Source organism: Candidatus Stoquefichus sp. SB1, assembly GCF_001244545.1.
Lineage (GTDB): Bacteria > Bacillota_I > Bacilli_A > Erysipelotrichales > Coprobacillaceae > Stoquefichus.
In genome coordinates this window covers 768,391-793,598 of record NZ_LN852695.1, presented here as the reverse complement: position 1 = coordinate 793,598, position 25,208 = coordinate 768,391, and the positions used below count along the sequence as shown (strand labels likewise).

The window sequence follows — 25,208 nt, the reverse complement described above, 5'->3', positions numbered from 1 at the left end:
TTTATAAGTTAGAATATTTGTAATTCTTTTTTACAAAAAGTAACCATAAAGAAAAGAATATTGTAATTTTCTACAATATTCTTAGTCAATGAAAGCATCTTTTATTTTTAAAATAATGGCATCAGATTTTTTTATAATATCAGAAACACTGAATTTAACAACTTTCTTACCTATAAAACGTTCACATTTTTGAATAAAGATATCATTAGATAAAATCACACAAGCAGCTTCTTCAATATCCTGATCACTTAACTCGTTTTCTATTCCTGCGCCTCCTTGTGTTTCTATAATAACTTTTATGCCATATTTTTCTCCTGAAAGAACTAACGCTTCAGCCGCTAAATATGTATGTGCAACACCTGATGGGCATGATGTAACGCCAACAATTTTCATTTTATTTTCCCCCTTATAATTGCTCAAACTCTATTTCAAAATCATCTTCAACTATTTTTCTATCAATCTTCTTGCTCTTTAAAAAATTAACGAGAAGAGCTGTAACAATGGCTCCTATCAATACCGAGAAAATATAACCAAGTCTATTTTCAACAATGGGAAGAACTATTAACCCTCCCCATGGTGCATGATTTAAAACACCAAATAGAAATGCTGAAACATTTCCAATAATAGCTCCAATGACAATTGATGGTATCACTCTTAGTGGATCATTTGCAGCAAATGGAATTGCTCCTTCAGTAATGCCAACACATCCCATTAAAAGAGCACCTTTCCCTGCCTGTCTTTCATCATCACTATATTTATGTGGTGCTAGAAGAGTCGCAAGTCCTAGTCCAAGAGGTGGTACACAAATCGCAACTCCAACTCCACCCATGAGATAAGGTAAACTATCAACTTGTGTTTGAGCAAATAATGTTGCAACTTTATTAATTGGGCCACCCATATCAAATGCCGTCATTCCTCCTAAAATCATTCCTAAAGGGATTTTCCCAATATCACTTAACTGAGCTAGCCAATTTGTTAAACATTGCATAATCCATGCAATCGGAGCTCCAATCCCCCAAATGACAATCCCACCAGTTATGAGTGTCCCTCCTAATGGATACAAAAAAATTGTACCAATCGATTTTAATGTTGTTGGTAATTCAATCTTTTTTAACTGTTTAACAACAATCCCAGCAATAAAACCTGCTATAATACCTCCCAAAAATCCTGCTTGCACCTCTTGAGCTAAATAAGCGCCAATCATTCCTGGGGCTAAACCAGGTCGATCGGCAATACTAAATGCAATATAAGCACCTAAAACAGGAATAAACAAATTCAAACCAGCTAATCCAATTCGAGAAATATCACCTAATATTCCTGTTGTTGGTATTTGAGCACTTTTATTAAGCATAATAGATATTGAAAAAATAATTCCACCTGCTACAACAAAAGGTATCATATGAGAAGTCCCTGTTAAAAGATGTCTCTTTAAATCAATGAAATGTTTTTTCATCACTGATCAACTCCTTTTAACAATTCTAATATCCCTTGTTTATCTGAAATCAAAAGTTTTTCAATATATTCATCATGCATTAAATGCCTCATTAAATAAGAAATAATTTGAATATGAATATTATTTTCATTTGTAATAGGAACAGCAATCATAATAATAAAAATAGCATATTCATTTTTTTCTTTATCCCATAAAATTGGTTTTTTTAATCTCCCAATACATAAACTTGGATGTTTAACACATTCACTAATACCATGAGGTATAGCAATGAGTTTTCCTATTGATGTTGGAAAAATACTTTCTCTTTCTAAAAGAGTTTTTAAAAAATCATCACCTTGCGATATAACTCCTTTTTCTTCTAAACATAATACCAATTGTTCCATGACAGATTCCTTACTATGACAATCCAATTCTAAAAGAATACAATCACTTTGTATAATATCATTCATGTTTATAAAACCTTCCTCTCGCATTCTTTTAGGATTGTTAAAACTTCACTTGATGTTACCGCTGATTCAATTCTCAACAAAAAATCAGTATTCTTAATCATTCTCATTAATAAAATCATGGCTGGAATTTGATCTTTTTTATCTTTACTTGCCAAACAAAAAACCACTTTAACAATCTTATCATCAAAAATCATATCCTGTTTATTAACAATCAAACTCATACCACTTCGGTAAACATAATCATCATTACGTCCATGAAATAAAGCAAATAATCCATCAGTAACACAATAAAAACCAATTCTTTCAATCTCTGTAACAATTTTCTCACCATATTCAGGTGTAACTATTCCTTGATTTTCAAGCAATTCAGCACTATCATATATTGATTTTCTCCAATCCATTTTCTGATTTATGACTTGAATACATTCCATTCTTAATAAATCACTCACTTTATAAATGGGTTTTACCAATTTCGTCTCAGTATAACCAAGTTCATTTTGAATAATATGAAGGACTTTTTGACGTTCTGACTTTTCTAAGAAATATAATTTATTTGCTAATGCATGATAATTTACATTTACTTTTTTTCTCATTAGGCCCGCTTCTTCTAATTTCGCATAATCCTGTGATGTCAAAAGTGGATTGACAACAATATTTACTTTACCAAAAGTATTCTTTAATGATAAAGTTGAAACAATATAATCAACGTCTTCAAATTCTCCAAAAGATGATAGTTTATAATGTGGGAGTATATCAATGACTTTAACCTGAAATTCACTTGTGAGTGTTTCTTTTAACATTGCAGACGTTCCATAACCATAGTTACAAACAATAATAATATGTTTATAAGATGATTCTTTTAATCTATTCATACTCACAATAAAATGTACAGCTAGATAAACTTTTTCATCTTGATTTTTCAAATCTTTTAAGATATCAATATCTTTAAGAGCTCTTTTTAAAGTTTCATATATGTAAAGATCTTGTTCTGGAATAACAACCTTTAAATCATGATACATGTATCTTTTCGTATGAATTCTTTTAAGAAGTGGTGGCAGATGGTGGGCAAGACTTTCTAATAAAATTCCATCTTGTGAGAAATCTACATTTAAAAGTTCTGACATTCTGTTCACTAAATCATTCATAATAGTTTCAATCTTTGTTGGATTCAAATAATCATAAAGTCCATCTTTACTATCTAGATATTCTAAAAGTCTTATCAATGTTCCTCGATAATAGTGAGTTATTTCTTGTTGAATGATATCTTCAAAAGCTAAAATCTCTTCATTATATTTTTCGAATGTTCGGGGAGCATCAAAACCAATTGTTGGTGGTAATGCTTTATTTCCTAAAATATAATAGGCTAAAAGAATAATATTCGCTGCAAAAAATTGATAACCTTCATCATTCATTTCATTATTATCTTCTAAGATTTTATCAATCCATTGAAATAGTTCTTTCAATGGAACATTATCAAAATAACTGATAATAAGGTGATATACATAATCCTGGAATGAATTTTTAGGCATATTTTTATCTCTTAATAAAGAAATGTATTTAGAGAGCTCATAAACTCTTAAACTCATAATACTTTTTGAATCACTATGCAATTCAAAATGATCAGTATATTCAATTGTTAATTGCTTTTTATATAATTCTTTTTCAAGATCACTCATATCTTTTTTGATTGTTGAACGTGAAACTTGAAGATCTTCACTTAATTTATTAAGTTTTAAATGTGATGCATCATATAATAAAATAAGCAATATTAAAGATAACCTTTCATTTGCTGAATAAAAGAAATGTTCTTCATTCTTTAATAAAGATATATCTATATTTGGAAATAATATCTTTCCTTTTGATTGTTTCTCAATCAAAGGAAAATGACATAAATACAGATAGTCATTAATTTTATCAATATCATATCTTACATAGCGTTCTTTTATTTTTAAATCTTCTGCTATTTCCTTATATGAAGTATTCTGATGTTTATCAAGATATTCTAATATTTTTAACATTCTTCCACTTAGCATAATCATTCTCCTCTCTTTATATATAATCTATTTTTATAGAATTGCATAGATATATATTTTGTAAAAACTTTTTCCAAATATTTTCACTATCACCATATCATAATATCTTTATGTATTTTCCATTTTACCTATAATAGAAAAAAATCCTGAATAGAAATAATATCTAATCAAGATTTTTTTGATTATCTTATTTAAAAATAGAGTTTTATCGTGTGTGTGAGTTTATCCTTATATTGATATTAAATTGTTTGAACTCCATTTTCTTCATCTAATTTTTGTTTCTCCATCAATTTAAAGAATGGATAATATAAACATATATCTAACAGTATTAATCCAATCACTAGTATTCCTGCTTTGATATCCATACATCCCAACGCTGCCCCTAATGGTGCAGGAGTTGTCCATGGTGTTTCAATAATTCCTTTACCAACAATATTAAACGCCATACATCCATAAGCAATGATAGAATTCACAACCGGTACAAAGATAAATGGAATCATCATTAATGGATTTAAAACCATTGGCAAACCAAAGATAATCGGTTCATTAATATTAAAGATTGCTGGACCAATAGAAAGTTTCCCTAATGTTTTTAATTCCTTTGATTTTGAACGGAGCAATAAGATACATAATCCAAGTGTTGCTCCTCCGCCACCAAGTGTAATGACATAAGACCAAAATGGCTGTGTAAAGAAATGAACAACTGGTTCACCAGCAGTAAATGCTGTAATATTAGCCACTAAATACATTTGCATGAATGGCAATCTGATGGGTTGTGTAATACTAGCGCCATGTAAACCAAAGAACCAAAAAGTCTGAGCAATAATTGTAATCAAACAAATTCCTAATAAAGAATCTAAACCTGATATTGCTGGTGCTAAGAGTGTCATAATCATACTTGGTAAAAGTTCACCACTTATATTCTGTACAAATAATGAAAGTGCATAGAAAACAACGACACAAACAAATAAAGGCATGATTGCATCAAATGAAGATGTAATTGCTGGTGGTACCCCTTCTGGCATTTTAAAACGAATATTTTTCTTTAACATAAAATGCATAATTTCCACACAGCCAATCGAAACAATAATTGCTGTGAATATACCCTTGGCATCTAAAAATGTTGTAGGTATGTAATTTCCTGCCATTCCTAATAAATCAGTGACTGCTGTTCCTTCTGCCATAACACTAGCTGGAACAGCTGAAACAACTGGTGATGTCACAATTAAGAAAACAGCAGTTGAAACAATTGATGCATTTAATGTTGGCATTTCATATTTCTTGGCCAAATGATACGCAATTGCAAATGCAACAAACAGCCCCATTAATGCCATTGTCATATTGTATGGCAATTGTAGCATCGCTTTATTGGCTTGTGCCCAATTGTACCAACCCATCAATAAATCACTAAAGAATCCCCAATTTGGTAAAGTATCTGGCTTAAATGGTGGTGTTGAAATAATTAAGCAGACCCCTCCTAAAATAGATAATGGAATTGCGACAACCATTCCATCACGAATAGCTGCTAAATGCCTTTGATTTCCTAACTTGTTTGCAAGTGGTACAAGTGTACGATCAGCAAGAGCATTAAATCTTTCCATAAATTTCATAAATGTTCCTCCCTTCTTGAACTGTACCATGATTATATGATTGTTAAGTCCATCATTTCAACTGTTTTCCATATTGTCGAAAATATTTCCAACTTGTGGAAATGAATTGTTTTTTGATGATTGACTTCTATATAATAGGGCCTGTGTGAGTCTTATCCTTAACACTAAGGAGGAAAAAATTTATGAAATTAATTATTGAAGAAAATGAACAAAAAATGAGTGAAAGTGCAATGCACATTTTACTAGGTACAATGATGCAGGATAAAAGAGTTAATATTTCTTTAACTGCTGGAAGATCCCCAATCAATTTGTACAAAATGATGATTCCTTATGTCAAAGATCAGGAGAAATTCAAAGATATTGAATACTATTTATTTGATGAAGCACCATATCTTGATAAACCTTATGGTCCCAACTGGGAAGAAATGCAAGAATTATTCTTTAAGGATGCCCATATTCCAGAAGAAAGAATTCATACAACAACTATGGAAAATTGGGAAACATACGATAAGGAAATTCGTGATGCAGGTGGTCTTGATGTGATGTTAATCGGTTTAGGATTCGATGGACATTTCTGCAGTAACTGCCCAAGATGTACACCAATGGACAGTTATACATATCCTATGGATCGTCAAACAAAAAACGCTGCTAATCCAACGTATCCAGCGAAACCACATTTACCTGTAACTTTGTCAATGGGACCAAAAAGTTTAATGCGTGTTAAACATCTGGTTATGATTGTGACTGGTAAAGAAAAAGCTGAAATTTTAAAACAAGTCTTAGATTCACCAATTACGGATGAATTACCAGCAACCGTCTTAAAACTTCATCCAAATTTTACAGTCATTTGTGATAAAGAAGCAGCATCTTTATTAAACATGGAAGATTACAAAAGACTTTAATCTCTTTTTAAAAACTTTTCCATCATTTGGAAAAGTTTTTGATGTTATGGAAATAAATTGGTATCTTGTATGAAGATTGATATACTCATCTCCATACAGAAAGTGAGGTAAAGAAAATGGCTCATAAAAAATTAACAATGAATAAATATGATGTAATTGAAATAAGAATGCGTAGATTTTTTGCTATGGTGATAGATTGGTATTTAACCAACATGCTTGCTGTTATTCCTATTACGTTTTATTTTCGTGGTGATGATTATCTACAACCTTATATGTTTGAATTGAATGAATATAGTTTTCAAATTGGTTTATTACTTGGTGTATATGCGATTATCATTGGTATTATTTATTATGTTATTATTCCTAGTTTTGTATGGAAAGGTCAAACATTAGGAAAGAAATTATGTAAAATACAGGTTATTGATCAAGATACTCATGACGTGACATTACTAACAATGATCAAAAGAGAATTGTTTGGCGCTGTTATTTTAGAAGGTGGGATTGTGATAACCGCAACATATTTAAGAAAATTGCTGCCATTATTTGGCTTAGTACATTTTGTGACACCACTCAAATATATTGCTTATGCTCTTACAATCATCTCTATTGGTTATGCATATTTTCAGCCAATGTCACAAGCTTTTCATGACAAAATAGCAAATACACTTGTCATCAAGAAATAAATTGTATTCTCCCAATTTTCATGATATATATAATATAATCATATGTCGAAAAGAGGGAAAAATAATGTTTAATTTGATGATTATTCTATTATCTACTATCAATAGTGAACCAAAGGATTCTAATAATTATAAAATAGCAAAATTTATTATTGAAAACATACATGATTTAGAAGAATTTACTTTAACTGATTTTGCTCAAAATTGTTATGTTTCTAATTCTAGTATTTCACGTTTTTGTCGAGATATTGGTTTAAAGGATTTTAATGCATTAAAAATTCAAATAGCAAAATATGCAATTGAACATGAACATGCCAAAGGAAAATTTAATTTTAAAGACTTTGAATCTCAATCTTTATGTAAATCTTATATTTTAAGTGTTATAGATAATTTAAAAACCCTCTATAATAGTCATATAGAGAATGATATTCAACAATTGGTAAAAGATATACATCAATATAAAAAAGTTGCTGCTTTTGGATATATGCAATCAGAAAACGTTGCTTTGAATTTACAATATGATTTACAAACAAATGGTAAAATTCTTTTTACTTGTATCAAGTTTATTGATCAGGTTGATTATATCAATAATGCTGATGAAGATACTTTAATTATTATCTTCTCAGAATCTGGAACTTATTTCGATCGTGTTTTTCAACGCACAAAACCTTTTAAAAATTTAAAAACAAAACCTAAAATATATATGATAACATCAAATTTTAGTATTTCTCTCCCTTATATAGATGCATATATTCGTTATCATAGTCGAAATGATTTTGCCAGTCATCCTTATCCACTTGTTGTCATTGCTGATTTAATCTGTATTCAATATTCAACACTTGTTCAACAAAACAGATCATAAGAAACTTAAAATAATTTCATGTCTTTTTTTGACAAAAATAAAAGAAATTATAAAATAATTTTAGCTGACTTATAGCCAGTTAAGATTGTTTCTTGCCTTCTGTTTAAAACTATATCTCAGTTTCTCATATCTATCAGATAATGTATTATCTGTAAGTATGATAAGAATCTGTTTTATAGTTTTTTTATTTCAATAACCAATCCATTTTTATCACTATAACCAACTACTCTTTCTCTGATTCATATTATAGCTATAATGATGAACTGACTATTTTTTATTACTCAATCTGCAACTAGTTGATTGTAGTTTCTCCACCTTTTCAGCTGTGGCCTGTTGATTTGCTGATACTTCCTTACTAATAGCCCTATACCCCACTTTTCTTCTAACCATCACATACGATGCTACGCTGATTCCTTTCTGTCTGGCATAGTATAGCTTAATATATAGATTATACAACTAACTACTATCAAAACAGAAACAGTCTGCATGCGATTAATTTTCATTTCTTAGCATCAAGTCATAACTATTGACCAAAATTAAAAATAATTCACTTTTGGATTATAAGTATTTAAAAAGTGTTTCATCCATCCTTGTATAAGATGGAATCCACACATATAGAAATATATCAAATACAAACCAATAATCACTTACAGCTTATTTAACAACCGAAATACATTTTTAGAAGTTATCTGTAAATATTTCTGTCCATCTAAAAGTGCCTGATTTAAAGTTTTTATCTCATTAGTAATCGAAAACATTGCTGTAACACCTATATCATAAAGATTTTGTGCTCCTTCTGTTACTCTTCCACCAAATGCAATAACAGGTATATTATATTGAGAAGCTATCTTTGCTATACCAGAGATTGTTTTTCCATTAATGGTTTGAGAGTCAATGCTTCCCTCACCAGTCATAATATAATCAGCATTTTTTATATGTTTCTCAAATTGTGCGACTTGCATAACTAGGTCTATACCACTCATCATATCAGCTCCTAACAAATAAAGTGCACCGCCTATTCCACCTGCTGAGCCAGTTTTCTTGACCCGATTCAACTGAATATGATATTGTCTAAAAACAATATTTTGAAAGTGAATGAGAGATTGTTCCAAATAATCAAGCTGTTGCTGATTTGCACCTTTTTGTTTACCAAATATATAAGTTGCTCCTTCTTCACCAGTAAAAACATTATCAACATCACTTGCAACAACAATCTCGCAACTATCTAACAATTGATAAACCGATGATAAATCTATTCTCTCTATCCTCTGAATAGATGTAAACTCAGTAGGAAGAAGTTGATTATCTTTATCATAATACTGTGCCCCTAAAGCACACAACATCCCATAACCACCATCGTTTGTCCCACTACCACCTAGTCCTATAATAATTTTCTTTGCTCCTCTATGTATAGCATCTTTCATCATTTGCCCTAATCCAATACTTAATCCCTTTGTTGGATTTCTTTGTTCCCGAGAGATTAAATCAATACCACATGTTGCTGCGACTTCCATAATAGCAACACCTTCTTTATTCATACCATATATAGCATCAATCTCTTGCCCAAATGGATTTTGAACTTTTACAAAACATGGTAATGCTTCAATAGCATTCATTAAAACTTCAGTTGTTCCCTCACCACCATCAGCCATAGGAATGCAAAGACAGTCTGCTGTTTGATTAACTGCCCTAATTCCTTTTTCTATTGCATGACAAGCTTCTCTTGCACTCATACTTTCTTTAAATGAATCACATGCTATAACAATTTTCATGATTTTTTAATTAAGAAAGATTTCACTTGATTATGTTTAATGTCATTATCGAATGGTATATATTCTTCATTTAAATTAACGCTTTGATCTAATGCAATATTCATTAGAAGTGATTGATTATCTTGTTTTGTATTAAAGACACGAATAAGAAGTGCATCTTCATTTTCAGCTTTTTTTAATGTGCTTAATGTTACATTATCATTTAATTGTTGGAATAAAGAATAGTTATAAGGAGTTCGAAAATCAACATCGTTTAACTTCATAGCATTATATGGCATTTTATGATAAGAAATAAATGGTGTAAGATAATCTTTAGCAATAAGCGATAAGTCTTCTTCTTGTTGATATGTTGTTAATGCAAAGTGAAAAGTCATTTCTTTTAATAATTGAGAATCTGGTGTTTCCATTTTAATTCCTGATGGTCTTCCTGGTCTTCTCACTAAGTCTGCTTTTCCTAGATAGCCTACACTACGATAAAGTGTTAATGCTAAGGTATTATCATCTTGACCAGTCACTTCATATTCTCTTATAGAATTAGTAATAGCAGCAATATGACTATTTTCAATAGCAGCATATGATAACATAGGATAAATAGAATCAGGTCTCTCTGACCATTTTTCTTTTTCCCACACTTTCATAGCATCATCATAAACAGGACGTTTCATCATTCCAAATTGATGATCACTGACACTCATCTTTCCTTGAAGAGACGTTGGAATCAATACACGCAAACGATGATCTTTAATCTTATTATCAATATGTACTTGAATATCAATATAAGAACTTTTTTCTTTCAGCTCTATATTCAATTTAACATGTATAGAACCATCCTTTTTTCGTAATCTCCTTGACTGTAAATCTCGTGGTAAATCAAAATCATATTCAATAATGGCAGTTGTTTTATATCCATTTTTTTGTATAGAAATATTGGCTTTCACATCTTGAGATGTCAAAACATAATCATCTTTTAAAGGTGAATAATCATATCCATCTCCATCATCACTACCATCTTCTAATAACAGAACATTGTTATATTGATAATTATTTTGTTTATCATAAATATCGATTGTTCCATTAGAATGACATTGAATATGATAAAATTCATTTTCAAGATTTTGACATTGTTGGACTTGGATTTCTTTTTCCTTTTCAGATTCTTTTATAAAGAAAGTTTTATATCCCATTGATGGAATCTCTTGAATAAATTGAATTGTATATTTGACAAAAGGATCATAATTTCCATAATGAACAATTTGTCTATCAATTAAACCAGCATCAACAACCTCCTGATGCACAATAATATAAGAGATTTCCTGTTCAGTCTCATCCATTAACTGAAATCCTTTCATTCTTGTTGTGACTTCTGCTTCAATGACTTGTGTTCTTGAATAAGGCAATAAATTAAACACTGTTAATTTATCTAATGATATTTTCATATCAATAGCATCTGTTATTTTTCTCTTATAAAAATCTACAAGCCTATCTATTTTTTCATTCACAATAATAAAACGATTCATAATTTCAGAATGAACTTTATCACTACAGCAGCATCCTATGGAATCATGTGCATGATTTTTCATCATTTCTTTCCATATTAATTCAATAGCCCCATGATAATATTCAAAACCTAATGAATAAGCAATACTAGCAAGTGGTTCTAAGATGTTTGTCATTTTATTTTCCAGTAGTGTATTCATTGATTTTAGATCACTACGTGATGAGAAAATAGAACGATGAATGCGCATATATTTTCCATCCAATAATTCTCCATAAATTGTATCATAATCATTTTTCTTTTCTAATTCTTGAAAAAGCTGATCATAACTACTTAAAAAGAATTGTTTATCAGGATATATGTTATGAAGTTGTTCTATCACATCTTTAATATTCTTTTGTAATGGCATTTGATCATGACCATTAGGAATCAGTATATGATCAGTAGATGCTCCTCGATCTAAAACAGGCATATATTTATCACAACGTATTTTCAATTCATTAAAGTCCGTTGGTAAATATTTTCCAATTGCATAACCAAGAGGTAATAATTGTGTTAAAACTTGACTTCCATCATCACTTTTCCAATAAAATTCTGTTTTATTTGTTCCCATTCTTTCACTTGTACCACGCCAAAACATACTCCGATAGATATTGAAACCATTAAGAATCATTGGCATTTGTCCTGATTGTCCAAAAGAGTCAGGTAAGTACCCTATATTCATACATTCACCAAACTCTTGACAATCTTTATATCCATATAACAAATTACGTACAATGGATTCACCACCAACAACCATTTCATCTGTTTGTGTATACCAAGGGCCGATAATTAATCGGCCATCTTGAACTAACTTCTTTAATCTTTCTTTGTTTTGTGGCATCATCGCTAAGTAATCTTCTAATATAGAAGTTTGACCATCCATTGTATATGTAGGATAATGAGGATCATTTTCTAATCTTTCAAAGATTTCTTCCATATTATTAATTAATAATAACTTTGACTCTTCTGCTGAGAAATACCATTCACGATCCCAGTGCATATGAGGAACGATATGTACTTGTTTTGCCATTTTCTTTTTCTTCCTCTAGACTTTCTTTAGTTTTTGTTTTCTTGTAATGATTAATAATGCAGCTGAGATTATTGCTCCTAAAACAGCAGCAAAGAACCATACGAACATAGCCACAGGCATATTATCAGCCGTTAATACAAAGATTGAGAAAATTCCAGCTCCTGGAACATCTAATCCAATATTAAACATAGCAACAATTGCACCACAAACTGCTGAACCAGTACATAATGAGAAAATAACACGAATCGGATCAGCCATCATAAATGGAATAGCCCCTTCAGTAATACCAGCTAATCCTAATAACCAAGTAGAATTCCCAACTTCTCTTTCTTCAGGTGTAAATAAATCTTTTTTAAATTTTGTCGCAAATGTTACTGCAAATGCTGAAACCATTTTAATAGATGCAAATGCACAATACGGCATGAGTACACCTTCTGCCATAGCTGCAACACAGAATGCATAAGCTGCTTTATTCACTGGTCCACCTAAATCAAATGAAACCATAATTCCTAAAACAATTCCTAGCAATGCAGCATTTGAACCTGATAAACCACCAAGAACATTAACAAGAGTTTCATTGATAAATGCAACAGGCTTACCAACAATGAGAAGTAAGATGACTCCAACAATTAGACATGAGAATACTGGATAAACAACAAAACTGACAAATCCAGCAAATGTCCCTTTTGCAGGAATATATTTCTTTAAATATCTGATTGTATATCCTGCTAAGATTCCTCCTAACATTCCAACAAGGAAACCACCATTAACCATATTTGCACACAACCCAGCAGCAAATCCAGCTGCCAAAGCAGGTTTATCCCCAATACTATATGCCATATAAGCAGCTAATACTGGTACCATCAATGTCCCTAAAAGACCATTCCCCATTGCTTTAATCTGGAACAGCCATGTTCCTTCAGTTGTTAATAAATCTGTAAATCCAAACAATCTTGCACCAATGACACAGATTGCAGCAATCATACCACCAGCAACAATCAATGGAATAACATGACTAATACCAGTCATAACTGATTCTTTAACAGTTTCAACAAAACCTTTTTCTTCTTTATCATCATGTTCCACAAATTCACCACGCTTTGTTTTCTCTGCTTTATCCAATGCTTCTTGAATAATTTCTTTAGCTTGCTTTAATGGGGCAGAAACCTTTGTTCTGACAATTGGTAAATGTGAGAATCGTTCTTCTTCCTTAACTGCAACATCAACAGCAAAAATAGCTGCGGATGCACTTTTTAATTGAGCATTTGTATGTCTATCTTCTATACCATTAGCCCCTTGTTTTTCGACAAATACATTGACACCCATTTCCTGTCCAGCTTTTACCAATGCTTCAGCAGCCATATAAGTATGAGCAATTCCTGCAGCACATGCTGTTACAGCAACTATAGATTTATCGAACATTCTAATGTCTTGAGGATTTGTATCTATATCTAAATTTTGATAAAACTCAGAAACTGTTGATGAAGCAAATAACTTCTTTGTATAAGTTTCATTAGACATCTTTGTCATCATTTCAGCTAACAGTTGCATCTGAGTTGACCCTTCGTCATTTTGTGGAATGGCTAATAAGAATATATATTGTACCTTATTTGTCTCTACAACACTTTCCCAATTTAAGATTGGTTTATTTAATGTCATCACAGCAAATGATGCTTCTTTAACAGCAGATGACTTCCCATGCGGAATTGCTAAACCAGAATCAATACCAGTTGGTGTAACTTCTTCTCGTTCCATGACCGCAGCTAGAAATTTTTCTTCATCTGTAATCTTGCCTTCCTTATATAACATTGAAATCAAAGTCCTAATAACATCTTCTTTTGTTTGTAAATCATTATTTAATGTAATTAATGATTCACTTGTTAGTGCAGATAATTTCATCTTCTCTCTCCTCTTCGCAATTTTTCGACATGTCTTCTTTACAATGACTATCATATCATATTCAAATTTATACACAGAAATTTCCTTATATTTCCACCATATTTACCAAAAAAGAAAAAATACTGTGTATTTATACACAGTAAATTCTCCAAAAAACTTCACTTAATTCTCTTAATAGAATCATCAAACCTGTTCTATCATTTACGTTATAACCATTTACTTTTCTGGGTTCACCATAGAAATATAATGGTATATCTACAGCCTGACTCAACCCGTTTTTACTAAAATGAGTCACTCCAATTGTTATGATCCCTCTTTCTTTAGCATCCTTAGCAACTTCAATTAACCTTTGATTCTCACCACTTGCACTAATAATAAACAACAGGTCATTTTTATCACAATGTCTTGATTGAAAATCAATATCATGATAACTCTGATAATATTCAGCACGCTTATCCAGACACCTCACATGTCTTACCATCATTTCACAATAAGACAAAGAATCCCCTACTCCTAGGAAATGAATAGTTTTGCATATTTTCATTTTCTTAGCAGCATCATAAAGTTTATTATAATCTATTAATTCGATTGTTTTAATAACATTCTTTGGAATTTGAGATTTTGCAATTTGATCTTCATCATTTTCTTCTTGTTGAATTAAAACCTTAAGTTGAGAAAACCCTGTATATCCTAATTTCTTAGCAAGACGCATAACTGAGTTAGGAACTGTATAAAGATCACTTGCTATCTTTTGGATGGATAATTTATTGATTTGCTGCTTATTCTTTCTTATGTAGTCTATAATTTCATCATCTGTATCATTCAATTGAAATTCATATTTTAATACTCTATCTTCAAATTTCATTCAATTATCTACCTTTTCTTTCCATTATTTTATTTCAATACTTTCAAATAACTTCATATGCTTTTTTGATTTCATCAAACAAAGCAACACATTTTTTATAATTAGAATTCTTTAAATCTTCTATAATGCCATCAACCAATTGATGACCATCATTTAACTTATAAATAACCTTTATATCTTTAACTGCTTTTCGATAAACTTCTCTTGATTTTCCTTCTTTTAAAGTCTCATAAAAATGATTTATAAAAATTTCATACAATTTATCCTGATACTCATCCTTTAATTCTTCAACGTATTCATATAAATAGTTTTGATTATAATCTTGGTTTAATAATGACCATAATTTATCTATTTTATGACTGCCAGCATATAATTTTGCTAATAAATAAGGATTTTTCATTTTTGATTCTAATTCATCAAATATTTTATAAAAATCATGACATGTCATTAAATACCTTAAACTTATTGAATCTCCATTTGCTAAAAATTTATAAATCATATATTGTTTGAATTTTTCTTGATTATTTTTATCATTTACATAAAATGCTAATAATATATCTGGTATATACTCCTTATTTTTAAAATAATTCTTTTGAATAACTTGTATAAAATTTTCATATAACAAATGAACATCTATAGAATTCTTTATTAAATATTCTATATATTCTATATACTTAGCATTTTTTAATAAAGATTCTGCTTGGTTATGGATTGAATAATTATTAATCATATCCAGAATAATTAAAACATTTGATTTAGGAATTGTATTTCTAATTCTATAACTTTTGAGTGTATCAAAGTAAGAAGTTAATAATTCTGAAAAATTTTTTAATGTCTTTTCCTCTATCTGATTTTTTAATGATAAGACTATATGACGATAATCATCAAAAACTGCGAGTTTAGGTTTTAAAATCATTTGTTCAATAATACTTCTATTCTGTTTTTCATTATATAACTTGATCAGTTTTTCTTTATCTTTTCTTGTTAAAATTTTTTGGGAGAAATCATAATAATCATAATCATGAAATGATATTATTTCCTCTATTTTATTATTTAAATAATCTAAGAAATATAAGTCAGAACAATCTTGACCTAAATATGTTTTATAATAATCTTTTAGATATTGAAAATACGTACTTTCTTTGTCTTTTAAAAGTATTTCTTTGAGTGTGGTTTTAAGTTGAGTGGCAGACAAGGAATCAAGATAGTTATCTAAAACTTGATTAAAAAATAATGGTTCTTTAAAACTATTCTCTATTGAATAATCATCATATTCATATTCGTCATACTCATCATATTCATCATAGCTACTATTCAGCCATTCTTCATATTCATTTGCCTCATCTTCAAATACTGTGAAATATAAAGCAATCATATGTTTACAAATACGATTTCCATTAGCAAAAGGACAATTGCAATACGATTTTTTAGGATGTTTGATATTTATATGAACAAAATAAGGTTCATTTAAACTTCCTTTGACATATCCTTCATATTCGTAATCATTAATTTGTTTAACATCTTTCACATAATCATTAAAATAATAATCAAATCCTCTACTAATAGTTCTACTGCTAGCTATATCAAGAAGCCCCATAATACATCTCTCCTCTTACCTAATTTACTTTATTGTACTAAAGAGTTTAACTATAGTACAGTTTTTTAGGTTCATTATGTTCATTTATATGAAATTAACTATGTTTTATCTTTCTAATAAAATTATTATGTTTCAAAACTAACACACTTAATAACTTTGACTTATCATCAGATAACTGCTAAAAACAGACATAAAAAGAGCAATAATGATTGCCCTAAATTTCATTTCCATCATTTTCAATTTCTCTTTTTCTCATAAGAACTTTTTCAAGTCTTCTTTTCATGGTCATACTTGGACAGATTGTTGCAGTATCTGCCCTGACTTCTTCCCGTTATCTTCATATACCTGTTTTTATGAAAGCAAATCTGCTTCATCCTCTTTTCAAGCTTTTCTATTCTATGAAGCAGTCTTGTCCTTCTGTATCTGAGCTGCTTTAATTTATGTCCTATTGACCTGATCAGTGGATTCAGTATCTGAACCTCAAATAGATATATCAGACATGTATATTCATTTAATCCTTGAAGACTTCCGTACTCATATTATAGCACAGCGCAACTTATTATCAAATGCTTTCAGCAAACATATTGACTGACACTTCTAAATTCTTATTAGAAATGTAAAATGGTTGATGATTTTCATCATCAACCATTTTTCAATTATTCATTTACGTCATCTTGATCAAAGACTTCATCAATAGCTGCACCAGGTGCTACCATTGGGAATACTTTATCATCTTCTTGAATGACACATTCAATCACAACTGGTCCATTATGATCCATTGCTTCTTGAAGTGCTGGCACAACTTGTTCTTTTGTTGTGACCTTAATAGCTTTACATCCTAAACCTTCAGCAACTTTACAAAAATCAACTTTATCATCTAAAATCGTTGCTGAATAACGTTTACCATAAAATAAAGTTTGCCATTGTCTAACCATCCCTAAAACATGGTTATTTAAAATAACTTCAATAATAGGGACATTATAACGAGATGCAGTGGCTAATTCATTCATATTCATTCTAAAACATCCATCACCAGCGATATTAAAAACAAACTGATCAGGTTTTGCATATTTTGCACCCATTGATGCTCCTAAACCATAACCCATTGTTCCAAGTCCACCACTCGAAATAAATTGGCGTGGTCTTTTATAATGATAATATTGAGCAGCCCACATTTGATTTTGACCTACTTCTGTACAGATAATCGCATTATTATCAGTTAAAGCTTCAATTTGTTCAATAACATAAGGACCTGTTAAAATATCAGGATTATATGTTAATGGATATTGATCTTTTAAGGCTCTAATTTCTTTTAACCATTGTGGATGGTTTTGTTGTTTTAACAACAAATTAAGTGCACTAAGAACACTTTTTGCATCACCAACAATACCTAAATCCACAACAACATTCTTATTGATTTCTGCTGCATCAACATCAATATGAATAATTTTCGCATGTCTTGCAAATTTCTTAGTATTTCCTGTAACACGATCACTAAATCTTGCCCCAACAACAATTAATAAATCACATTCAGAAACACCTAGATTACTTGCTTTTGTTCCATGCATTCCTAACATTCCTGTATAACGAGGATTTGTTCCATCAAAAGCACCTTTTCCCATCAATGAATCTGTAACTGGTGCATCAATTTTCTCAACAAATTCTCTTAATTCAACAGAAGCATTAGCAGCAACAGCACCGCCTCCAACAAAAACAAATGGTTTTTCACTGGCTTCTATCATTTCAATAGCCTGTTTAATTGTTGATGTTGGATATGTGTAACTTCTTCTTTCAATTTTTTCTGGTTCTGTTCGTACATATTCACAATGTGCTAAAGTCACATCTTTTGTAATATCAACAAGGACAGCTCCTGGTCTTCCTTCTTTTGCAATTTGGAAAGCTTTACGAATTGTTGGTGCCAAGTCTTCTACTTTTTTAACAATGAAATTATGTTTTGTTACTGGCATTGTCACTCCAGCAATATCTACTTCCTGAAAACTGTCTTTTCCTAGCAATGAAACTGCCTGATTGGCAGTAATCGCAACAAGTGGAATTGAGTCCATTTGTGCTGTAGCAATACCTGTGACAAGATTTGTTGCTCCAGGACCACTCGTTGCCATACAAACTCCAACTTTACCAGTTGCACGTGCATAACCATCAGCCGCATGTGAAGCCCCTTGTTCATGAGAAGTCAAGACATGGTTAATCTTATCCTGATATTTATATAAACTATCATAGATTTCTAGAATTGTGCCACCAGGATACCCAAACACAGTTTCAACCCCTTGTTCAAGTAAACACTCAACAACAATATCTGATCCTTTCATTTCCATAGTTCTTCCTCCTCTTCTTTATTCTTTTACTTTCAATACAGCTCCAGTATTAGCAGAAGTCACCATTGATGCATATTTTTTAAGATATCCTTTGACCTCTGGAGTCTTTGGTTTGAAATTTTTCTTTCTTTCTGCCATTTCTTCATCACTAATCAACAACTCAATTTTATGATTAATAATATCAATATCAATCATATCGCCTTCTTTAACAAAAGCAATCGGACCTCCAACAGCTGCTTCAGGTGAAACATGTCCAATTGAAGCACCACGTGTTGCCCCTGAGAAACGACCATCAGTAATTAAAGCCACATCTTTATCTAAGCCCATCCCTGCAATTTCACTTGTTGGTGATAACATTTCACGCATTCCTGGACCACCTTTAGGTCCTTCATAACGAATAACAACAACATCACCAGCAACAATTTTACCAGCACGAATAGCAGCAATTGCATCCTCTTCACAATCAAAGACTCTTGCTGGTCCTTTATGTTGCATCATTTCTGGTGCAACCGCACTTTGCTTAACAACACAACTATCAGGTGCTAAATTTCCTTTCAAAACAGCAATTCCACCAGTTTGACTATATGGATTGGTTACTGGTCGAATAATCTTTTCATCTAGATTGACACAACCAGCAATATTTTCTTTTAATGTTTTTGTTGTACATGTTAATACATCAGTATTCAAGATGCCTAATTTATCTAATTCATTCATCACGGCATAGACACCACCAGCTTCATTTAAATCTTCAATAAATGTATCTCCAGCAGGTGCTAAATGACATAAGTTAGGTGTTTTCTTACTAATTTCATTCGCAATTTCCAAATTCAATTCCACTCCTGCTTCATAAGCAATGGCAGGTAAATGTAACATTGAGTTTGTTGAACACCCTAAAGCCATATCTACAGTTAAAGCATTCATAAATGCTTTTTCATTCATAATATCTCTTGGTTTAATATCTTTTTCAATCAATTTCATGATTTGCATACCAGCATGTTTTGCAAGTCTAATTCTTTCACTATAAACTGCTGGAATTGTCCCATTTCCTTTTAATCCCATTCCTAAAACTTCTGTTAAACAGTTCATTGAATTAGCGGTATACATACCTGAACAAGATCCACATGTTGGACATGCTTTTTCTTCTATTTCTTTTAATTTTTCTTCAGTAATTTTACCAGAATTAAATTGCCCAACAGCTTCAAACAATGAAGATAAACATGTCTGTTGTCCATCAACACGACGTCCTGCTAACATTGGACCGCCACTTACAAAGATTGTTGGAATATTGATACGTGCTGCTGCCATTAATAATCCAGGCACATTTTTATCACAATTTGGAATCATGACAAGACCATCAAATTGATGAGCATTTGCTAAACATTCTGTACTATCACAAATCAATTCTCTTGTCACTAAAGAATATTTCATTCCTGTATGATTCATCGCAATTCCATCACAAACGGCAATCGCAGGAACTTCAATTGGTGTCCCACCAGCTAAATAAATACCTTTTTTAACGGCTTCAGCAATTTTATCTAAATTCATATGTCCAGGAACAATTTCATTATATGAATTGACAACTCCAATTAAGGGTCTTGATAATTCTTCTTCTGTCATTCCTAATGCGTTAAATAAAGATCTATGCGGTGCTCTTTCAACACCTTTTTTGACATTATCACTTTTCATATGTGACCTCCCCATTATAAATTTTCAATAATCAAATCACCCATTTTTGAACATGAGACTTGATGTTGATGAGCTGACATAATATCAACTGTACGATATCCTGCCTTCAATACTTTCTCAATAGCATCTTCAATATTCTTTGCTTCTTCATCCATATCAAATGAATATCTTAACATCATAGCAGCTGATAAAACTGTTGCAATAGGATTAGCAATATCCTTTCCTGCAATATCTGGTGCACTTCCATGACTTGGTTCATACATTCCTAAATGATCTTCTCTTAATGATGCACTTGATAACATTCCTATTGATCCTGTCACCATACTGGCTTCATCACTTAAAATATCACCAAACATATTTTCTGTTAAAATCACATCAAATTGACGTGGATCTTTCACTAACTGCATTGCAGCATTATCAACTAACATATGTTCTAATGTTACTTCTGGATAATCTTTTGCAACCTCATTAACAACTTTACGCCATAAACGTGATGTATCCAAAACATTCGCCTTATCAACACTTGTGACTTTTTTTCGACGCTTCATTGCAATATCAAATCCACGTTTAGCAATTCTACGTATTTCAGATTCACTATAAACTAAATTATCATGAGCCACTATTTCACCATTGATTTCTTTGGTTTCTCTTTCTCCAAAATATAAACCACCTGTCAACTCACGCATAATCATCATATCAAAACCACCTTCAGTGATTTCTTCTTTTAAAGGACAAGCTCCTTTTAATTCATCATATAAATAAGCTGGTCTTAAATTTGCAAATAATCCTAATTCTTTTCGAATCTTCAATAATCCTGCTTCTGGTCTTAAAGATGGTTCTAATTGATACCATGGAGAAGTATTGGTATCACCACCAATTGACCCTAATAAAACAGCATCACTGTTTTTAGCAATAGCAATTGCTTCATCAGTTAAAGGGACGCCATAAACATCAATTGAAGCTCCACCCATTAAAACTTCCTGATAGTGAAAAGTATGTTTATATTTTTTACCAATGGCATCTAAAACCTTGAGTGCAACATCGACAATTTCTGGTCCAATGCCATCACCTTTAATAACAGTTATATTCTTTTCCATTCATTTACCCCCTCTTTTTTTCATTGACATAATTAACTAAGCCATTTGCTTTAATCATATTTTGTAAAAATTCAGGGAAAGGTTGTGCCTGATATTCTTTATTCTTTGTTTGATTGTATATTTTACCACTATCAAAATCTATTTCAACTTGATCGCCTTCTTCAATATCCTGAGCTGCATCATCACATTCTAATATTGGAAATCCAATATTAATAGAATTACGGTAGAAAATTCTTGCGAAAGACTTTGCTATTACACAACTCACTCCTGCTGTTTTCAATGCCAAAGGTGCATGTTCACGAGAAGAACCACAACCAAAGTTCTTTCCTGCCACCATAATATCACCTGGTTTTAAACGTTCTACAAAAGTTGGATCAATATCTACCATTGCATGACTTGCTAATTCTTTTGCATCAAAAGAATTCAAATATCTTGCTGGGATAATAACATCAGTATCAACGTTATCTCCATATTTTAAGACAGTTCCATTTGCTTTCATTATTCTCCCACCTTTCTTGGATCAGCAATATAACCTGCAATTGCACTGGCTGCTGCAACCTCAGGTGAAGCTAAATAAATCAAGGCTTCTGTATCACCCATTCTTCCAACAAAGTTACGATTTGTTGTTGAAACACACTTTTCGCCTTTTGCCATAACACCCATATGTCCACCCATACATGGTCCACAACTTGGTGTATTAAAAGCACATCCTGCTTCTACGAAAATCTCTGCTAATCCTTCTTGAATACATTGTACAAAGATTTTTTGAGTTGCTGGAATGACCATAACACGCACATGATGAGCAACTTGTTTTCCTTTTAAAATAGCTGCTGCTTTACGTAAATCACTCATTCTTCCATTCGTACAAGAACCAATCACAACTTGATCAATCATAATCTTTTCTTCATTATTAATTTCATCCATTGTATGTGCATTTCCAGGTAAATGTGGGAATGCTACAGTTGGTACAATTTGAGACAAATCAATTTCAATCACTTCATCATATACAGCATCTTCATCAGCCATATATTCCTTATATTCTTTCTTTGAATGTTTCTTCATATATTCTCTTGTTTTTTCATCAACAGGGAAAATACCATTTTTTGCTCCCGCTTCAATAGCCATATTACAGATAGTAAAACGATCATCCATTGAAAGTTCTGCAACACCTTCACCTGTAAATTCCATTGATTTATATAAAGCTCCATCTACACCGATTTTTCCAATAATGTGTAAAATAACATCTTTTCCACTTACATAAGGTTGAGGTTTTCCTTTTAATACAAATTGAATAGCATTTGGAACTTTAAACCATAATTCACCAGTTGCCATACCTGTTGCAATATCAGTTGTTCCAACACCTGTAGAAAATGCTCCTAATGCTCCATAAGTACAAGTATGAGAATCAGCACCAATAATACATTCACCTGCCACTACAATCCCACGTTCAGGTAAAATCGCATGCTCAACACCACATTTTCCTTGTTCCATATGATGAGTTAAACATTGATTCAATGAAAATTCTCTAATTGCTTTAGAATTTTCTGCTGATTTAATATCTTTATTAGGCGTAAAATGATCTGGTACCAAAACAACTTTATCCTTATCAAAGACATGATCAGCCATCTGTTTAAAAATAGGTAATGCCATTGGTCCTGTAATATCATTAGCCATGACGATATCCAATTTTGCTTCTATTAATTGACCTGCAACCACTTCCTTTAATCCTGCATGATCAGCCAATATCTTTTGTGTCATTGTCATCGACATAATTATTTCCCCCTTTAATTCTTTGTATGTCATCACTAAAGAGTCAAAGACTCTTTACTGAACACACACAAAGTGTGTGTTATTGATTAGTTATTAATTAATTTATCTTCATCAGACCAGCTATATAATTTTCTAACTTCTTTACCAGTCTTTTCTGAAATATGTTCAGTTGCTTTTTTACGCATTGCTTTGAAGTGAGCTTGTCCACCAGCTTCTGACATATCTAATAAGAAATCTTTTGCAAATGTACCATCTTGAATATCTGACAAGATTTTCTTCATAGCTTTCTTTGTATCTTCTGTAATGATTTTTGGTCCTGTAATATAATCACCATATTCAGCTGTATTAGAGATAGAATATCTCATACCTTCAAATCCAGATTGATAAATTAAATCAACGATTAATTTCATTTCATGAATACATTCAAAATATGCATTTCTTTCATCATATCCAGCTTCTACTAATGTTTCAAATCCAGCTTGCATTAAAGCACAAACACCACCACATAAAACAGCTTGTTCACCAAATAAATCAGTTTCAGTTTCAGTTCTAAATGTTGTTTCAAGTACCCCTGCTCTTGCTCCACCAATACCTAATGAGTAAGCTAAAGCAATATCTTGTGCTCTACCACTTGCATCTTGTTCAACTGCTACTAAACAAGGAACACCTTTTCCTGCTTGATATTCACTACGTACAGTATGTCCAGGTCCTTTTGGAGCAACCATAGTGACATCAACATTCTTAGGTGGAACAATTTGTCCAAAATGAATATTGAAACCATGAGCAAACATCAACATATTTCCTTCTTCTAAGTTTGGTTCAATTGATTCTTTATATAATTTTGCCTGTAATTCATCATTAATTAAAATCATGATAATATCTGCTTTTTTAGCAGCTTCTGCTGAAGTATAAACTTCAAATCCTTGTGCTTCAGCTTTTGCCCAAGATTTAGATCCTTCATATAATCCAATAATAACGTTAACTCCAGATTCCTTTAAGTTTAATGCATGAGCATGTCCTTGTGAACCATACCCAATGATTGCTACTGTTTTACCATCTAATAAAGATAAATCACAATCAGATTCATAGAAAATTTTTGCCATTTTTTTTGACCCCCTATTTATTCTTTTTCATATTTTTTTATATCAAAATCACTAAGACCTCTTGAAATACCAGCTAAACCAGTACGTACGATCTCAACAATATTGAAACCATCTAACATGGCTAATAAGCCATCAATCTTACTATGATCACCTGTCACTTCAACAACCATTGAATCAGGTGATACATCAACAATCTTTGCTCTAAAGATATCAACAATTGAAACAATATCTGCTCTTGTTGATTGATCCGCTTCCACCTTTACTAACAATAATTCACGATAAACCGATGAACTACGAGGTAATGCAAAGATTTCAATCACATCTTCTAACTTTCTTAATTGCTTTTCAATTTGTTCAAGAATCAGCTGATCTCCATGAGCAACAACTGTCATTCTCGAAATGCCTTCTGTACTTGTTGTTCCAACTGTTAAACTATCAATGTTATAACCACGTCGGGCAAATAAACTACTGACTCTTGTAAGAACTCCAGCACTATCATGGACAAGAATTGATAAAATGAGTTTTTCCAT

The 25,208-nt window shown here is 31.4% G+C and carries 20 protein-coding genes; 3 read left to right on the top strand and 17 right to left on the bottom strand.

Going from position 1 to position 25,208, the window contains the following annotated elements; genetic code table 11:
• Positions 1 to 81 precede the first annotated feature (81 nt).
• The 5 genes from BN1865_RS11885 to BN1865_RS11865 all read right to left on the bottom strand — a co-directional run bounded on the left by BN1865_RS11885 (position 82) and on the right by BN1865_RS11865 (position 5,545).
• On the bottom strand, positions 82 to 393 hold the full coding sequence (locus BN1865_RS11885; RefSeq protein ID WP_050637455.1) for a PTS fructose-like transporter subunit IIB: 312 nt from the start codon (positions 391 to 393) through the stop codon (positions 82 to 84).
• A 13-nt stretch (positions 394 to 406) separates the two neighbouring features.
• Positions 407 to 1,453 carry a PTS fructose transporter subunit EIIC gene (locus BN1865_RS11880; protein ID WP_050637454.1) on the bottom strand — a complete coding sequence of 349 codons (1,047 nt, stop codon included), beginning with the start codon at positions 1,451 to 1,453 and terminating at the stop codon, positions 407 to 409.
• Positions 1,453 to 1,902, bottom strand: a complete 450-nt coding sequence (locus BN1865_RS11875; RefSeq protein ID WP_050637453.1) for a PTS sugar transporter subunit IIA — start codon at positions 1,900 to 1,902, stop codon at positions 1,453 to 1,455. Before BN1865_RS11875 ends, BN1865_RS11880 begins: the two co-directional genes overlap by 1 nt.
• 2 nt (positions 1,903 to 1,904) lie before the next feature.
• Positions 1,905 to 3,935, bottom strand: a complete 2,031-nt coding sequence (locus BN1865_RS11870; protein WP_050637452.1) for a BglG family transcription antiterminator — start codon at positions 3,933 to 3,935, stop codon at positions 1,905 to 1,907.
• A gap of 239 nt (positions 3,936 to 4,174) precedes the next feature.
• Positions 4,175 to 5,545: a PTS sugar transporter subunit IIC gene (locus BN1865_RS11865; RefSeq protein ID WP_050637451.1), complete on the bottom strand. Its 1,371-nt coding sequence runs from the start codon at positions 5,543 to 5,545 to the stop codon at positions 4,175 to 4,177.
• 182 nt (positions 5,546 to 5,727) lie between these two features.
• Here BN1865_RS11865 and BN1865_RS11860 point away from each other — a divergent pair, with 182 nt between their 5' ends.
• The 3 genes from BN1865_RS11860 to BN1865_RS11850 all read left to right on the top strand — a co-directional run bounded on the left by BN1865_RS11860 (position 5,728) and on the right by BN1865_RS11850 (position 7,989).
• Positions 5,728 to 6,447 carry a glucosamine-6-phosphate deaminase gene (locus BN1865_RS11860; RefSeq protein WP_050637450.1) on the top strand — a complete coding sequence of 240 codons (720 nt, stop codon included), beginning with the start codon at positions 5,728 to 5,730 and terminating at the stop codon, positions 6,445 to 6,447.
• Positions 6,448 to 6,563: 116 nt separating this feature from the next.
• The gene (locus BN1865_RS11855) at positions 6,564 to 7,130 is read left to right on the top strand and encodes an RDD family protein (RefSeq protein ID WP_050637449.1); all 567 of its coding nucleotides are present in this window, start codon (positions 6,564 to 6,566) and stop codon (positions 7,128 to 7,130) included.
• A 64-nt stretch (positions 7,131 to 7,194) separates the two neighbouring features.
• Positions 7,195 to 7,989 carry a MurR/RpiR family transcriptional regulator gene (locus BN1865_RS11850; RefSeq protein WP_050637448.1) on the top strand — a complete coding sequence of 265 codons (795 nt, stop codon included), beginning with the start codon at positions 7,195 to 7,197 and terminating at the stop codon, positions 7,987 to 7,989.
• A gap of 647 nt (positions 7,990 to 8,636) precedes the next feature.
• On the opposite strand, the gene BN1865_RS11845 is transcribed toward BN1865_RS11850, so the two are convergent.
• From BN1865_RS11845 to ilvN, 12 genes are all read right to left on the bottom strand, one after another.
• Positions 8,637 to 9,761, bottom strand: coding sequence for a glycerate kinase (locus tag BN1865_RS11845; RefSeq protein ID WP_050637447.1), 1,125 nt, complete (start codon positions 9,759 to 9,761; stop codon positions 8,637 to 8,639).
• The gene (gene mngB / locus BN1865_RS11840; protein WP_050637446.1) at positions 9,758 to 12,328 is read right to left on the bottom strand and encodes a mannosylglycerate hydrolase; all 2,571 of its coding nucleotides are present in this window, start codon (positions 12,326 to 12,328) and stop codon (positions 9,758 to 9,760) included. Before mngB ends, BN1865_RS11845 begins: the two co-directional genes overlap by 4 nt.
• Positions 12,329 to 12,343: 15 nt before the next feature.
• Positions 12,344 to 14,227 (bottom strand): PTS 2-O-a-mannosyl-D-glycerate transporter subunit IIABC, encoded by a 1,884-nt coding sequence (mngA, locus tag BN1865_RS11835; RefSeq protein ID WP_050637445.1) that lies wholly within the window; start codon positions 14,225 to 14,227, stop codon positions 12,344 to 12,346.
• Positions 14,228 to 14,357: 130 nt separating this feature from the next.
• Positions 14,358 to 15,092 carry a MurR/RpiR family transcriptional regulator gene (locus BN1865_RS11830; protein WP_050637444.1) on the bottom strand — a complete coding sequence of 245 codons (735 nt, stop codon included), beginning with the start codon at positions 15,090 to 15,092 and terminating at the stop codon, positions 14,358 to 14,360.
• 43 nt (positions 15,093 to 15,135) lie between these two features.
• Complete coding sequence (locus BN1865_RS11825; RefSeq protein WP_050637443.1) at positions 15,136 to 16,689, bottom strand: SWIM zinc finger family protein; 1,554 nt, start codon at positions 16,687 to 16,689, stop codon at positions 15,136 to 15,138.
• A 656-nt stretch (positions 16,690 to 17,345) separates the two neighbouring features.
• Positions 17,346 to 19,022 (bottom strand): biosynthetic-type acetolactate synthase large subunit, encoded by a 1,677-nt coding sequence (gene ilvB / locus BN1865_RS11820; RefSeq protein WP_050637442.1) that lies wholly within the window; start codon positions 19,020 to 19,022, stop codon positions 17,346 to 17,348.
• Positions 19,023 to 19,040: 18 nt separating this feature from the next.
• On the bottom strand, positions 19,041 to 20,708 hold the full coding sequence (gene ilvD, locus BN1865_RS11815) for a dihydroxy-acid dehydratase (protein WP_050637441.1): 1,668 nt from the start codon (positions 20,706 to 20,708) through the stop codon (positions 19,041 to 19,043).
• Between the two features lie 14 nt (positions 20,709 to 20,722).
• A complete protein-coding gene (gene leuB, locus BN1865_RS11810) occupies positions 20,723 to 21,805 on the bottom strand; it encodes a 3-isopropylmalate dehydrogenase (RefSeq protein ID WP_050637440.1) in 1,083 nt (360 codons plus the stop codon).
• A 4-nt stretch (positions 21,806 to 21,809) separates the two neighbouring features.
• On the bottom strand, positions 21,810 to 22,304 hold the full coding sequence (gene leuD, locus BN1865_RS11805; protein ID WP_050637439.1) for a 3-isopropylmalate dehydratase small subunit: 495 nt from the start codon (positions 22,302 to 22,304) through the stop codon (positions 21,810 to 21,812).
• Positions 22,304 to 23,575, bottom strand: coding sequence for a 3-isopropylmalate dehydratase large subunit (leuC, locus tag BN1865_RS11800; protein ID WP_050637438.1), 1,272 nt, complete (start codon positions 23,573 to 23,575; stop codon positions 22,304 to 22,306). Before leuC ends, leuD begins: the two co-directional genes overlap by 1 nt.
• Before the next feature lie 86 nt (positions 23,576 to 23,661).
• A complete protein-coding gene (ilvC, locus tag BN1865_RS11795) occupies positions 23,662 to 24,678 on the bottom strand; it encodes a ketol-acid reductoisomerase (protein ID WP_050637437.1) in 1,017 nt (338 codons plus the stop codon).
• Between the two features lie 17 nt (positions 24,679 to 24,695).
• Positions 24,696 to 25,208, bottom strand: a complete 513-nt coding sequence (gene ilvN / locus BN1865_RS11790) for an acetolactate synthase small subunit (protein WP_050637436.1) — start codon at positions 25,206 to 25,208, stop codon at positions 24,696 to 24,698.